The following is a 14,824-nucleotide window of genomic DNA, read 5'->3' as shown; positions in this document are numbered from 1 at the left end:
AAAAAAACAGATGTTACCGGGTTAATTTAGTGATGCCTTCGAAGCTTTTACAAGATAATTAATTTTCAGGATAGAAAACGAGCCACTACCTTCCGTTGAGGATTATAGCATCATCTTAAATAGCAAAGACGAGCCTTTAGCGATTATTAAAACAGTAGATGTTAAAATAATGCCAATGAATGAGGTTCCAGAGGAATTTGCTATTGCTGAGGGTGAAGGAGATCGAACTTATCAATATTGGAAAGAAGCTCATGAACAATTCTTTACTGAGGAGTTAAGTAATTTAGGACTTAAATTTTCAGAAGATATGATGTTGGTATGTGAGCGTTTTAAGTTAGTCGATGTAAAAAATAAGTGAAAAGACGCTTGGAAAAATTCCAAGCGTCTGCTATTTTGACTCCAAATTTTCTTTCCGCAGCTCTTCGGCTTTCTCCCAGCTCGTAAACCAATCCTCCCAAACGATGTGACAGAACGACCCGTTGACGGCGATCACCGTTCCCCTCGCCCCGTCCGGGATAAAGATGACGCAGTCCCCCACCGCGAACATAGCGCAGCTACCCCAGCCGGAAGATGATCCCGTGACCGCCCTTGGGGTATTCCCATTTGATGTTCTGATACGGGCAGCCAATGCGGCAGCTTCCACACTCGTGACAGCCCTCGTAGCCGACATGCATCCGGATCTCTTCCCATTTGTACACTTCGGCCGGGCAAAAAATCGTACAGATCTTGTCGGGGCACTTCGTCGCGCAAATATCGTAATCGAGCACGTGGAGATGGGAGTTCGTGTCCGCCTTGAACCGGATCAAGTACTGCTTCTCTTCGATGGTCTGCCCTTTTCCCTTGGGCTGGTCGCTCATTTCATCACCCTCCATGCCTTGAACAAATCTTGGGCGATCTTGAACTTCTCGCCGGCGGTGCCGATGCCCTGCCAGATTTTGCGCTGCTTCTCTCTCTTGCTCGTCCCGTCGACAGTAAACAGCTCACCCGCCGCCCGGTTCATGAGCGGGATATATTTTTCGAAGTAATGCGGGTATTTCTCAAAATGATGCGTCGCGTCCTTGTACTTCTTCAAGTCTTGGCCGACAAAGCCGTCCAGCAGCCGGGTTCGGTACTTATCGAGCTGTGCGGCGGAATAGTCGCCCGCTTCCTTCGCTTCCAGAATCGTCTCTGCCGCCAGCACGCCGGACGCCATCGCCATGTTCGAGCCTTCGCGGTGAATGGCGTTGACGAGCTGAGCCGCGTCTCCGACCACGATCACACCGTCTCCAACGACCTTCGGCATGGAACGGTAGCCGCCCTCGGGGATCAGATGAGCCAAATATTCCTGCTGCTCACTGCCTTGGATATACGGCCGCAGGATCGGGTGTGTCTTGACATACTCCAGCAGCTCGTACGGCTTCAGCTTGCGCTTGATCAGCCCGGACAGCATGGCCCCGACGCCGATGTTCAAGCTGTCTTTGTTCGTATACAGCCACGCCGTGCCGAGAATGCCATGGGTGGAATCGCCGAAAATCTCGAATGTACAGCCTTGGTCGCCTTCCAGACTGAACCGGTCTTCGATCGTTTTGCGGTCCAGCTTCAGCACTTCCATGACGGCCAGCGCCACTTCGTCCGGGCGAAATTCCTTATGGAAACCGAGCGACTTGGCCAGCAGCGAATTGACGCCGTCCGCGAGCACCACGACGTCGGCATACAGGTCCCCATCCGGGCGGTCGGTGCGGACGCCGACCACGCGCCCGTCTTGGGTGATGCATTCGAGCACGACCGTCTCGTTGACCAGCAGCGCGCCCTGCTGCACCGCCTTCTCCGCAAACCATTGATCGAATTTGGCCCGCAGCACGGTGAAGTTGTTGTATGGCTCCTGCCCCCACTCCAGCCCTTTGTAGCTGAAGGTGACCGCCGATTCTTTATCCAGCATCATGTAGCGCTGCTCAACGATCGGTCGCTCCACGGGCGCGTCCTTGTAAAAGCCCGGAATGATGTCTTCCATCGTTTTGCGGTACAGGACGCCGCCCATGACGTTTTTCGAGCCGGGGTACTCCCCTCGCTCAATGAGCAGAACGTTTACGCCGGCCTTGGCTAACGTATAGGCGCAAGACGTCCCGGCCGGACCTGCGCCGACCACGATGACGTCGAATTTTTCAGCCATATTGAGGCACCTCGCTTTGCAGTGCTTTTTGGAACGCTTCGATCAGCAGCGGGACGATGACGAATGCATCGCCGACGATGCCGTAGTGGCAGGACCCGAAGATCGGAGCGGCAGGGTCCTTGTTGATGGCGATAATGAGCCCCGAGTTCTGCATCCCGACCAAATGCTGGATCGCCCCGGAAATGCCGATGGCAAAATAAATTTTCGGCGTCACGGTGACGCCTGTCTGCCCGACCTGGTGATGATGCTCAATCCAGCCGGCCTCCACCGCATCGCGGCTCGCTCCGACGGAAGCGCCCAGCGTCTCGGCCAGCCGGTGAATCAGCTCGAAGCCGGCCGGGCCGCCGAGCCCCTTGCCCCCGGCGACGATGACGTCGGCCTCGTCGATCCGCACCCGCTGCGCCGTATCACGGACGATCTCCAGCACCTTCGTGCGCAGGTCCTCTTCGCGGACGGAGACGGTTTCTTCAACGATCTCCCCCTTACGCTGCCGATCCGGGGCCAGCCGCTTCATGACCTTCGGGCGCACGGTGGCCATTTGCGGGCGGTCCTTTTTGCACAAAATTGTGGCCATAATGTTGCCCCCGAACGCCGGTCGGCTCGCTTCCAGCAGCCCGGTGTCCGCATCGACGTCCAACTGCGTCGTATCGGCCGTCAGCCCCGTCGCGAGATCCGTCGCCACGGCGCTGGCGAGGTCCTTGCCCGTCGACGTGGCGCCGAACAGGAATATTTCCGGCTTGTGCTTCTGGCAAGCTTCGATGACGGCCCGCATGTATGATTCTGTCCGGTAATGATGAAAGATCGGATCGTCGTACAAGTACACGGTATCCGCTCCGTAAGCGATGACCTCGGCGGCCAGAGATCGGACGCCGTCGCCGATGAGGATGCCCGCCAGCGGCACGCCGCGCTTATCCGCGAGCTTCCGCCCGGCTCCCAGCAGCTCCAGCGACACCGGCGCAATCGCGCCGTTCTTCTGCTCAATGAACACCCATACGCCGCGGTAATCCTGAAGGTTCATCCGCTTTCACCTCCGTTTTGGACGCGGAAGAGCTCTTTTTTCTCCAGCAAAATCGACAGCAGCTTGCCCGCCTGCTCCGCAGGGGTTCCCTCCAGCAGCTCTCCGCCCTTCGGCTTCTCCGGCGGCCATACCTTGGCGACGATCGTCGGGGAGCCTTTGAGGCCGAGCTTCGTGCGATCCACGTCCTCCAAGTCGTTCACGGACCAGACGACCGGCTGGTAACGCGCCGCCCGCAGCATGTTGGGCAGCGGCGAATACGGGATGTCGTTGATGTCTTTTTCGACGGAGAACAGACACGGCAGCGTCGAACGGACGACCTCGTAGCCGTCCTCCAGCTTGCGGTGGATGATAGTGTAGCCTTCGTCCTTGTTTACTTCGACGATCTCGCGGACGTTCGTCAGCGGCGGAATATCCAATCTGCGGGCGATGCCCGGACCGACTTGGCCGGTGTCGCCGTCGATGGTCATTTTGCCGCAGAGGATCAGATCGATCGGCTTGATTTTAGCGATTTTGTCGATCGCCTTCGTCAGCGAATAGCTGGTTGCCAGCGTATCCGCCCCGGCGAATGCGCGGTCGGTGATCAGGTAGCCTTCGTCCGCGCCGATCTCGATGCATTTGCGGATCGCCTTGACCGCGGGCGGCGGTCCCATCGTCACGACGGACACCGTTCCTCCGTAACGCTGCTTGAGACGCACCGCTTCTTCGACGGCATGCGCATCGTACGGATTGAGGATGGCTGGCGCGCTGGAGCGGTCCATCGTGTTCGTTTTCGGGTTCATCTTGATGATTTTCGTATCCGGCACCTGCTTGATACAGGCGACCAAGTGAAGCATCGGCAGTTCCCCTCCTTGTCGGACGCTTCGGTTCTCGACAGCGGCCCGCCGGACAAACGTTCTGCCCGGGGGCCATGTCCATTTTCTCTTTATCAATCTATTGGCTGTCCGCGCCTTTTATTCGGCGATCCGAAAAAAAGAAGCCGGTGATCTCCGAAGGTTCGCAAGACCCTTGGAAATCGCCGGCGAGCTTATTGGAACTATGATGCGCCGAGGCTGAATCGGAGTTGCAGTGGGCATGAGTGTATTCCCGATCTGCCAAACGCTTCGTGATCGCCTGACCGATGCCAAGCAAGAAGATCGAATCCGGGCCCATGTTCTGCTTTTCTGGCTGGGGCTTATGCTCATTCGCATTATTGAAATGCCAGTTAAGTGCCTGTCTGAGTGCTGTGATCGGCACAGTGGCAGGATCGCAGAACATTCTTTTCCACTTCCAGCGGATCGACGGGGTACCTGACGTAGGGGAAGCGGGATAGGTACTCGTCAAGCTGTTCTTGGATGAGCGCAGCGATTGCGCGTTTTTTCTTTTTCTGTGAAAGGATTTTTGCACGTAGTGACTTTAGAACGTCGAACCTGCTTTTAAAATGAACCGCTTTGCTCGTATGAACTTAAAAATGGCAACAGGATGCCCGGTACAGCCATTATCCGGCTGCATGTATATTCGTTATTCCTTTGGGCAATACTGTTAAGCTACGGGTTTGGAGTAGGCTGGCCCGCCTTCGATATAAGCTGTCTTGGTCTTCAACATCATGTAAATGATCGTGAGCATTTTGCGAGCCAGTGCAATGATCGCCTTTTTCTTGCCGCGACGAGCAGCCATTTTCCAAAATCGAGCTGACAACTGGGATTTTCGGCACTTCGTTGCTGCCCATGCAGCTTCACATAAAGCCGTTTTCACATGCGGGTTGCCCTTGCGTGTGTGTGTACTTTTTTTTTACCGGCGCTCTCATGGTTGCCTGGAGCGACTCCTGCCCAAGAGGCCAAGTGATCGGCTGTCGGGAATTGTTCCATGTCTACGCCAATCTCTGCGATGATAGCGGCAGCCGTTACATCGCTCACGCCCGGAATGGTTTGAATCAATTCTTGAGCTTCTTTGTACGGTTTCAGATGGGCTTCAATCTCGGCATCCAGCGTGGAGATGGATTGCTCCAGAAAGGCAATATGTTCCCAGCAATTGCGGATCATCAGCATTTGGTGCGTATTCAGGTACCAAAGAGCGACTCGGCTACACGCTTCACATTGCGCTTGACGTTGCCATGCACCCGGTGTTCAATATCGTCTGCGTCAACATAGCCCTGTGCAATCAGACGCTCCAGCAAATTGCGGCCCGATACGCCGAACACATCTGAAATGACGGTTCCGAGTTTGACGTTGGACGCTTCGAGCATCTTCTGAATCCGGTTCTTCTCTGCCGTTAGGTTACCGACCCGTTTTTTGCGAAGCCGTGTCAGGTCACGAAGTTCCCGAAGGTCCTCTGCGGGTACAAAGCTCTTTTCGATCAGACCGACCCGCAAGAGCTTTGCAATCCACTCCGCATCGCTCACATCGGTTTTCCGTCCCGGCACATTCTTGATCCGCTGAGCATTGGCCAGCGCAATGTCGAAGTACCCTTCCAAATTGTTGTAGACCGGTTTCCAGTAGATGCCGGTGCTCTCCATCGCAATATGCGTGACGCCCTCGCCCTCCAGCCAGGTCATTAGTGCAAACAAATCGCGCGTCATGGTCGGAAAGGTGCGCGTTTCGGAGCGCGGCGTTTCGTCTGCTTCACCTGTCAATACACAAACGACAATAGTTTCTTTGTGGACATCCAGTCCGGCATAGCGAGTGACTAACGTTTCCATTCGTTCTTCCTCCAATCGAGTAATAGGGACGATTGGCGCATTCGTATGAAGTCTCCATTTTTCTGTACGCGGTCATTCAGCCAAAAATCGCTGAAGGACAGGGTCGAACCACCAAAAAGAGTCTCGTATTTCTGTCCAATCGCCGTATTACTCAGTATGGAGCGATGTGAACCGCGCTAAACCCCACTTTCATGTTGGGGATGCGGCGGTAAACCATGATTGTTTTTAGTGTCAGGGACATTGGTTTCGCTCCTTTTCGTTAGGGAATTGGCGACGGTTTTGCCGGATGCGTTTGGTGACGCACTGGTCGCTACCGTCGCTTTTTTAGTATTTGTCGAAGTCGTCAGGATTCGATGCTCTTTAATCTCCTTTCTTGCTTGTATAGGCTTATCTAGCAATGAACCTTGTTTTTTGTCAACTGCTCGCTGAGCTTCTGGGGATACGATAAACGGCCCGATTAACTCCGTAACCCAGCCTAGCGCAAACTCTATCGGACTTCCTTCGGGGATCGGCGGGCCGTCAGCCCATTCGTCTTCATGCGTAAGCTGAATGTTGGTAGTATGCATATGAATATGTCCGTAACGTCAAAGTAGGGACTAATGCTGGAGTCGGCTTGAAAAGTGAGGGCTACCCTAACTTTGAAAATCGTTGAATGGGCTTATGCGTCGTGTTGCAACTCTACGGCTGAGAGGGCTAGGAAGTGGATCGTGCCGTCATGGCCTAATTCCTGTTTGATAAAGTTGTATAGTCGCTGATGTATGCAATTCATTTTCTTTCTCCTGTTCTGTGTATGATGATAATGCGGCAAAAAGAAAGCAACCTCCGTCCGGAAATGGATTGAGGTTGCTCATTTGAGGTTCTGGCGGGGGGGAATTAGCAGTAATGCACCTACAGGCTAGCGACAAGCAAGATTACACAAATGGGCGTTACGTTAAAAGGGGATTATAGTCCGGTATCCTACCTTAATGATGTATGTATCAAACTATGGAATATCGTGGTACAATTTCCCTATATATAGTCATATAGTTTAGGACTTAATCCCAAATGCGAAGGTGAAACTATGGAAAAGCAGCTTGAAAGTCCATTACATAATAGGATTGCTAACTGGAAAAAGAATCTAATAGACATGAGCAAAAGAAACACGCTTCTCAATTTCAAACCGAAGAGAACCAATAGCGTTAATTTCCTAGACGACCCCTCTAATATGTATAAACTGCTAGTTGATGATGAAAACCAGTTAAACTGTGAGAAACTGTCTACGCCGTTTTCTGTGCAAATATCAAAGATTCAAGTTATGGCAATCCAAGAACTTGAAAAGAAAAAACGCATCGCTGAAGAAACGCAAAATTATAAAAAGATTCTTAATAAGCTTAGAACCGCGGCGAAAACCCGAATGAATGAGCAAGGCATTAATATATCCTACCTTTCGTTTGGTCTTTTGAAATGGAAAGAAACACAAACAGCAGTCAATTCCGATTTCTTTTATGCGCCGCTATTGTTGGTTCCTGCAACGTTAAAAAGAACCAGCGCCAATGACCCTTTTACGTTAAGTAAGTTTGAAGACGAAATTGTGATCAACCCGTTTCTTGCGCATATGTTGCACGAGCAGCACGGAATTAGATTGCCCGAGCTGGAGGAAGATCCGTCTGCGCTTAACGTTGCGGAGCTATGGGAAGAAGTTCGCGATCTTATTGCAAACCTAGAAGATTGGAGTGTCGAAGAAGATGTTTATTTGTCGCTGTTTTCCTTCAACAGATTGGTCATGTATAAAGACATGGAAACCTACAAGGATCTTATTGAAGGCCATCCATTAATAAGAGAAATTGCGGGCGTTTCTGATGATGAAAGTAGGAAGCAGATCTTCGATCATACCCGCATTCCCGATGAGACTACAATGGACCGTGAAGTGCCATCACAAGAAATATTCAATATCTTAGACGCTGACTCAAGCCAGCAACAGGCCATATTGGCAGCCAAAAACGGAATGAGCTTTGTGCTTCAGGGTCCTCCAGGGACGGGAAAAAGCCAAACCATTTCGAATATCATTGCCGAGAACCTCGCTAATAATAAAAAAGTGCTGTTTGTCAGCGAGAAGATGGCTGCATTAAACGTTGTAAGAACCCGCTTGGAGAACGAAGGGCTTGGGGACTTCTGCCTTGAAATGCATAGTCAAAAAGCAAATAAAAGACAGGTACTTGATGAACTAAGCCATGTCATAAACAAACAATCCTCGAAAAAGCACATCTCCAATGACGTGTACGGCCAGATTAACGTCATTCGGGAAAAGCTAAATACATATGTGGAGAAGATCCATTTAACGAGGGAACCTTATGGCAAAACGGTTTTTGAAGTTCATGGTACACTTGCCAAGTTAGAAGATATCCCTGAATTAATGGTCGATTTTAACATATCATTCGATACTGAACTCGAATCCATATATAGACTTCTGACAGATCTCGAACGTTACAGAAATTCTGTGTATAACGCTGATTTCCATCCGTGGGAAGGATTTAACGATGAGAGCTTCTCCCTTGAGTTAAAATCAAGGGTCAAAATTTACTTGTCGGAACTTTCAAAGCAATTAAGCAATAATGTAAAGGCTGCTTCATCTATTGAAGAGACTGTGGGCATATGCGCAGCTACATTGAATGAGCTGAAAAAAGCCATAGAGATCTTGGACATGGCTATTCACTCCCCAATGCCTCCCGCAGGGTGGTTTGACAAAATGAACATTACTCAGATTATTGCTGACGCGAAGAATTACCAAGAAAGATTCTCATCCTTTTTAGATGATAAAAGAAAGCTGACGGAACAAGTTAGAGAGAGTGTGCTGGAAGTAGAACAGCTCGAACAAGTGTACAATGATTTGTTTATTGAAAGTGAAAAGCTTGTTTCGGTCATCCCTGAGGGAAAACGATCGGAAGTTCTGTTGAACCAAAGTGAAGTCATAAGCAGCATTGATGGTTTTGTAGCCGCCACTGATAAGATTCAAAGTTATATAGAAACAGCCTTTCATTTGGGGATTTCTCAACTTGAAAACTTAGAAGAACTGAAACGTTTGCTGGTGTATATATCGCTGCTGAATAAATCAACCACTCCTGCCGCGGAGTGGTTCGATGAAATCAGATTTGCTGAAGCAGCCAAGCATGCGTTAGTCACAAAGACCAAATACGAAGAGATCGAAGAGATCCGTCAAAACCTTTTGTCCAAGTACAAATCCTCCTTTCTGGAAATCAACGCTCAAAAAGCATTGGTTGATTTCGAAGTTAAGGAAAACGTGGTGGGTTCGTTCAAACGCAATCAGGAGTCTGTCGACAGCTTTTTGTATGATCAGAAATCAAAAGTAACATCGATATTTAGCGACCTATTTAATAAGATCAAACTTTTCAATACTTGTAAAGCTGAGTTTGAAGAGATGTTTGGAATCCCAATAAATAGTGTTGCTTCCGTTGATACCCTAGAATTGGTCGTAGGATTGATTACAAAGTCACCGCGTCCGCAGGAGAGTTGGTTCAACCTGCACAATTATCACGATATTCAATCTACTGTTAGAGAAGGTAAAAATCTCTTCGAAAAGTACCAGAGCGAATACAATAAAGTAGTCAATTTGTTTGAAGAAGAGGTTTACGATGAGCGCATATATGACATTTTTGAAAAATGCGAAGGCAAATACCAATCGTTTATGCGCATCTTTAGCGATTCATACAAGAAGGATTTGAAATGGCTTAAGTCTAACTTGAAAACAAACGATAAATTCGACTTTGATACATTCCACAAATACGTCCGTAATGTAAAACGGGTGTTGGATTACAAGAAGTCGATTATTCAGAAAGAGAGCGGTTTTAAATCGTTGCTCGGTTGGCACTATCAAGAGGCCGAAACAAACTGGGCTCAAATTGAGCAGGCGATGGCTGTTACAAGAGAAATCGTTGAGTGGCACCAAGACCGAAACGTCACTGCATTACTTAAAGACCTGCTAATCCGTCCCGCGGGTAGAGTGAAGCAATTATCTGCTTCTTTTAATCAGTTGAAGCAAACCAGCAACGAATTGCGACAGGTAATTAAAGTGCTTCAAGCAGATTTCATGAACTTTGTTCATTTAATTGGTGGAAACACAGCGACGGCAAACATGGAAGAATTGGATGCTAGTTTGCAAGTGGAGTGGCAGAAGGTTGAATCCTACTTTAAGTTCGTTGATGAATTCGCTAGCCATTTGCAAAATCCGAGGGGCCTTAGCGTATCTGAATTCAAGAAAGACTTAAAAAATTTAACGCAACTAAATCAAGAAAACCAAAAAATCGAAGATAGTTATATAAACAGCTTAAGAATTCTCGGCGATACGTTTAAGGGGAAGAAGACCGATTGGAATAAGCTTCTGGGTTTTATTGATGAATTCGCCAACTTGTTTAAACAAGGCATTACGATTAATCAGGAATTCAGGAACGTAATGCTCCGCGGTGGACTAGAATTACCTATTGATGAAGCAATACTTCGCAGGTGCATCAAAAACATACAAAAAGGATTGCTACTTTATAAGGAAGCATTCCCTAAGGCATTTTCGGTATATGAAGGTCCTGAGCTTTACTGGCCGATCATTGCTTTCAGTAATCAGCTCCAGGAGTTGAAGCAACTAGTATCGGAGTGGCAAGAATGTTTCTCTAGATTTGTACCTTACTTCACTCGCAGCTTCTCATTTGATGAATCAAAAACAGCCTTAGAAAGGGCTGTAGATGTGAAACGACAGAAAGAGCGACTAGACGGCAAACTTGAGATTCTCAAAAGCGTTTTTGGTGACAGATTCACAGGCTACACAACAAACTGGGAACAGATATTTGATGCGTTGGCTTGGACCGATGAATGGCACGAGTTGTTCGTCGATGCAGATATTCCATCGAAGATCATGGATTTTGTTAGCGCTGAAGGGGATCGGGATAAAAACGAATTAAAAGGAATACTTGCTGAAACTCAACGGGAGTATGACAAAACACGCTCTCTTGAAAAAGACTTTCATAAGTATTTCACGATTTCAGTTATTTTCAAGACAGATTTTTCAAGCGTAGCACTTAATGAATTGGTAGAGTTTACGGAAATCAGGCTTGGCGCTATTGATCTATTAGAGGACTGGATCAGATACCAGCGTCTTGAAAAGCATGCGACCACTATGGGATTGAACCAATTCATGCTGGCAATTAGAAAAGAAAAAATCGGCGAACATACGTTTAAGGATATGTTTCAAAAGCGTTTTTTTAAACTGTGGCTGGATCAAATATATAAACAAGAACCAGAGCTTTATGAGTTTGATGCTGATGTCATGGATACAGACGTTACGACGTTTAGAAAACTGGATCAAACCAGCAATCAGTTAAACGTGCATCGCATCAAAGAAAAATTGGAAACTAACCGAAATCAAGCGATACGTGCTTTAGCATACCGCCGAGAACTTCAAATTATGCAGGCTGAAATCGGAAAGAAAAAACGACACTATCCAATTCGGAAGCTGTTAAACTTAACTGCTCCGTTATTTATGGAGATAAAGCCATGTCTTCTGATGAGCCCGCTATCGGTCAGTCAATTCTTGGATGCATCGGTAACCCAATTCGATGTGGTGATTTTTGACGAAGCATCCCAGATCTTTTCTGAAGATGCGATCGGTGCAATTGTCCGTGGAAAACAGGTCATCATCGTCGGAGACACAAAGCAGCTCCCGCCGACGAATTTCTTCCACAGCAGCATGATTGAGGAAGATTTCGATGAAGATGAGCAGGAAGAAGTGACGTATGAGAGCATTCTGGACGAATGCGCACATGTTCTTCCGCCGATTAATCTGCGCTGGCATTATCGTAGTAAGCACGAATCGTTGATCACATTCTCTAACCAAGCATTCTACCATAATAATTTGATCACGTTCCCGAGTTCAGATAACGGGCCTTACTTGGGCACGGAATTTGTATATGTGGAAGACGGGATTTATGACCGCGGTGGAAGCAAGACTAATAAGAAAGAAGCCGAAAAAATTGCGCATCTAGTAATTGAGCACTTCAGAGATTACCCCGATAAATCGCTAGGTGTTATTGCATTCAGTGAAGCGCAAGCTTCAGCCATTGAAGCGGAGCTTACGCTCTTGAGAAACTCCAATTTGCGGTATGAACGCTTCTTCCAGGAGGGGGTGCAAGAAGAGTTTTTCGTTAAAAGTCTAGAGAATGTTCAAGGGGACGAGAGAGATGTTGTATTCTTAAGCGTCGGCTATGCAAAAGCTGCCGATCAGACTCTGCATTATAACTTCGGTCCTCTAAGCAAGGCGCGTGGGGAACGGCGATTGAACGTAGCTGTAACCCGCGCGAAATACCATATGAAGTTAATTAGCTCGCTGAAGCCATCGGACCTGTCAGACACAAAAATAAATGAGAACACAGGTCTCCGCCTGCTCAAGGATTACATGCAGGCAGCGATTGACGGGAAATTGCCAATCAGTATGACAAGGCTTTCCGAACGAGAGTTTGAGTCACCGTTTGAGGAAGATGTGTTTTTGGTTCTCACAGATCTAGGGTACAAAGTGGAACCTCAAGTTGGTTGTTCGGGATACCGTATTGATTTGGCAGTGGTTGATCCGTTGAATGAAAATAAATTCATCTTGGGAATTGAATGTGACGGAAAGGCCTATCACAGTTCTAAAGTTGCTCGAGATAGAGATCGGCTTCGGCAGCAGGTATTGGAAGGGCTTGGTTGGAAGATTTATCGGATATGGTCGCAGGAGTGGTTTAAGAAGCGCAGATTTGAAATTACTCGGCTTAAAAATCACTTGGAGAGCTTAAGGTATTTGGTTTGAGTTGGCTATCGTTTATTGAAAATGTAATACAGTGAATCGCATCATCCTAAGCCACTTCCCCGAACATCCGAATCATCACGCGGCGGCGGATTGTAGATTTGCTAAGCCACGGTACGTCTCCATATGTTAAATCCCACAAAATAAAAAAGGAGCTTTGTCACATTCTAATAGTGACAAGCTCCTATTTGCGTTAACGGCATGATGCGAAATAACTCTTTCTTGCTAAAACATGTAGCAAAAGCCGCTAGGAGGGCATCCGTTCCTAGTTACATGAAATTATTACTGCTATGCTTGCCGACGTATCCTTGCGTCGTTTACCGCTTGAGCTCGTGCCCTTTCAACGGATTGAAATTCGGATCCAACAAACGTGCTGCGATTTCCAGAGAATACATGCTGGCGTAACGAACTCCGAGCTCCGATGTTTCCCACACAAAGTACCGGCCGTCCTTCTTGCTCAGCGCATACAACACAAACCGATGCTGGCTCCGAAAATACGAATTGTCCGATGGCTTTTTCATGTACAGCACATGCCCCATCACATAATACAGTCGGACAGTGTCCGTGCTGCTTAAGATGTCTATTAGATCTGTTTTTGCTCCAATAAAAGTCAAGTCCTCGGGGAACAGTTGGTTTTGCAGCTCAGTTTCTTTAAACTGTTTGGCCATCGGGATCCTCCCGAAAAACGGGGAGGCAGGGTCGTTAGTTGCCTCATAGGCTTCCACGTCCTCAGCATTCATGGCGGATAACCTTGCCTCAAGCAGTTTGCGAACCTCGCTCTTGTCCTTATCGGTAAAAGGCTCAAGTTCATAACCATTTTTGGAAATTAGACCGTCCCAGTAGTGGTCAAGTCGGGAGGAATCACTCCCTTCCATCTTCCAATCGCCATCGGTTGTCCGGACCAGCACATAATACGGCTTGCGCTTTCGCAGTTGTGAACCGATCTGGTACTGCTCTGAAACGGTAACGATTGCCATTCGATCGGTCATGTGAAGAAAGGCCATCTTCTCTGGCGTGACGTCTATTGGGTGTGCCTGAATATAGTCGGCGTTAGCCTTAGCAGACTTCTGGTCGCTTGTATCACTGATCGTGTTCAGATAGAGGCTGGCATCTCCCTCACGAATCGCCTTCAGGTGGGTTACGACCGTCGAAGCAATCTTGGACTCCGAACTCAGATCCATGCCTGCGGGTGGAGAGAGGCTGAGCCCTCTTCCTTCTTGGTCAAAATACTTTAGCGCGATTTGGCCGGCGCCGCTCGCTTCGACGACAAAACTAGGATCAGGCTCGTTCAGCGCATTGGGATTGGGGACCGAATATTGCTGAAGCAATTGGTTCTCATACACGACTCGAATATGTACTTCCTTCGCCCTTTTTGATACTTTTCGATACAAAGACATCGTTGTTTCGGGCAAGCGTTTTTGGGCGAGGGATATGTACTGAGCAAACGGATGGCTTGCCCCTGTGGAGGAGCCGGACTTCAGACGACCGTCATTTAACTCGATCGTAAACGTGATCGAGCGTCTTTGTTTGTCGAAGTCCATCGTTAGACTACGGTAGGGAAGCACACCTTGCTCTTCGTACGAATCGGGCTTAAGCGTGTCGGTCAGCGTCTCCCCGAGTGTTTCATCCGTAACATCTTGAATGAATACCGTTTTCGATGCAGCGTCCCACTTTACATGCTTGTCCGAAATTTCACCGACAAACCGCAAAGGCACGTAGGCTCTGCCATCGATCAAACGCGGCGGCAAGGACAAGGGAATCATTTGTTTATTGTCCCAAGACGCATAGGGCCAATCTATTCCCATATCGAGTGTGTTGTCTTCTATTTTTGCAGAAATGACCCGCTTTTCCGGAAACCATTCCACACTGTACCTGAGGTTTTTGAACAAAGTGCGCATAGGGACGAACACCGAACCGTCGATGAGCACCGGGTTCGCGGAAAATGAAATTCGTCTGCCGTCCAGGACGACCTCGATCCGCTGTTCTTCCGCATGAGCCGTTCGCAGTGAGTCCTCAAGCATGATTGACATCATGAAAATGATAAGTATAAACATAGATCGCCACATTTTTTTGACCCGCCTATTCCTTTTTTTGTCGAAGTTTGACATGATGAACTGTTTTCGACAAATTACCAAAAAATCCTTCAAAAAAGGGGATCAT

9 protein-coding genes and 2 pseudogenes are annotated in these 14,824 nt (G+C 48.2%); 2 read left to right on the top strand and 9 right to left on the bottom strand.

The genetic code is table 11. The features are described from left to right. Positions 1 to 70: 70 nt before the first annotated feature. Positions 71 to 358, top strand: a pseudogene (locus NLX71_RS23260) (ASCH domain-containing protein); the annotation flags it as partial. Between the two features lie 30 nt (positions 359 to 388). Here the strand turns inward: NLX71_RS23260 and NLX71_RS23255 are convergent. The 8 genes and pseudogenes from NLX71_RS23255 to NLX71_RS23220 all read right to left on the bottom strand — a co-directional run bounded on the left by NLX71_RS23255 (position 389) and on the right by NLX71_RS23220 (position 6,407). Further along, a complete protein-coding gene (locus tag NLX71_RS23255) occupies positions 389 to 547 on the bottom strand; it encodes a hypothetical protein (protein WP_254366178.1) in 159 nt (52 codons plus the stop codon). A 7-nt stretch (positions 548 to 554) separates the two neighbouring features. Next, positions 555 to 857, bottom strand: a complete 303-nt coding sequence (locus tag NLX71_RS23250) for a ferredoxin family protein (RefSeq protein WP_254366177.1) — start codon at positions 855 to 857, stop codon at positions 555 to 557. Then, a complete protein-coding gene (locus tag NLX71_RS23245) occupies positions 854 to 2,149 on the bottom strand; it encodes an FAD-dependent oxidoreductase (protein WP_254366176.1) in 1,296 nt (431 codons plus the stop codon). Before NLX71_RS23245 ends, NLX71_RS23250 begins: the two co-directional genes overlap by 4 nt. Then, positions 2,142 to 3,167 (bottom strand): electron transfer flavoprotein subunit alpha/FixB family protein, encoded by a 1,026-nt coding sequence (locus NLX71_RS23240; protein ID WP_254366175.1) that lies wholly within the window; start codon positions 3,165 to 3,167, stop codon positions 2,142 to 2,144. The genes NLX71_RS23245 and NLX71_RS23240 overlap by 8 nt, the downstream gene beginning before the upstream one ends. Further along, a complete protein-coding gene (locus NLX71_RS23235) occupies positions 3,164 to 4,000 on the bottom strand; it encodes an electron transfer flavoprotein subunit beta/FixA family protein (protein ID WP_254366174.1) in 837 nt (278 codons plus the stop codon). Before NLX71_RS23235 ends, NLX71_RS23240 begins: the two co-directional genes overlap by 4 nt. A gap of 97 nt (positions 4,001 to 4,097) precedes the next feature. Next, positions 4,098 to 4,421 (bottom strand): hypothetical protein, encoded by a 324-nt coding sequence (locus NLX71_RS23230; RefSeq protein WP_254366173.1) that lies wholly within the window; start codon positions 4,419 to 4,421, stop codon positions 4,098 to 4,100. Positions 4,422 to 4,685: 264 nt separating this feature from the next. Then, positions 4,686 to 5,841: pseudogene (locus tag NLX71_RS23225) on the bottom strand (IS110 family RNA-guided transposase). A 176-nt stretch (positions 5,842 to 6,017) separates the two neighbouring features. After that, positions 6,018 to 6,407 carry a hypothetical protein gene (locus tag NLX71_RS23220; protein WP_254366172.1) on the bottom strand — a complete coding sequence of 130 codons (390 nt, stop codon included), beginning with the start codon at positions 6,405 to 6,407 and terminating at the stop codon, positions 6,018 to 6,020. Between the two features lie 494 nt (positions 6,408 to 6,901). Between NLX71_RS23220 and NLX71_RS23215 the strand changes: the two genes are divergently transcribed. Then, the gene (locus tag NLX71_RS23215; RefSeq protein ID WP_254366171.1) at positions 6,902 to 12,667 is read left to right on the top strand and encodes a DUF4011 domain-containing protein; all 5,766 of its coding nucleotides are present in this window, start codon (positions 6,902 to 6,904) and stop codon (positions 12,665 to 12,667) included. Between the two features lie 314 nt (positions 12,668 to 12,981). On the opposite strand, the gene NLX71_RS23210 is transcribed toward NLX71_RS23215, so the two are convergent. Further along, positions 12,982 to 14,730: a copper amine oxidase N-terminal domain-containing protein gene (locus tag NLX71_RS23210; protein ID WP_254366170.1), complete on the bottom strand. Its 1,749-nt coding sequence runs from the start codon at positions 14,728 to 14,730 to the stop codon at positions 12,982 to 12,984. Between the last annotated feature and the right edge of the window lie 94 nt (positions 14,731 to 14,824).

The sequence above is a fragment of the Paenibacillus sp. MZ04-78.2 genome (genome assembly GCF_024213375.1).
In the GTDB taxonomy this organism is placed as follows: Bacteria; Bacillota; Bacilli; order Paenibacillales; family NBRC-103111; genus Paenibacillus_G.
This window is presented reverse-complemented; position numbering and strand designations above follow the sequence as displayed.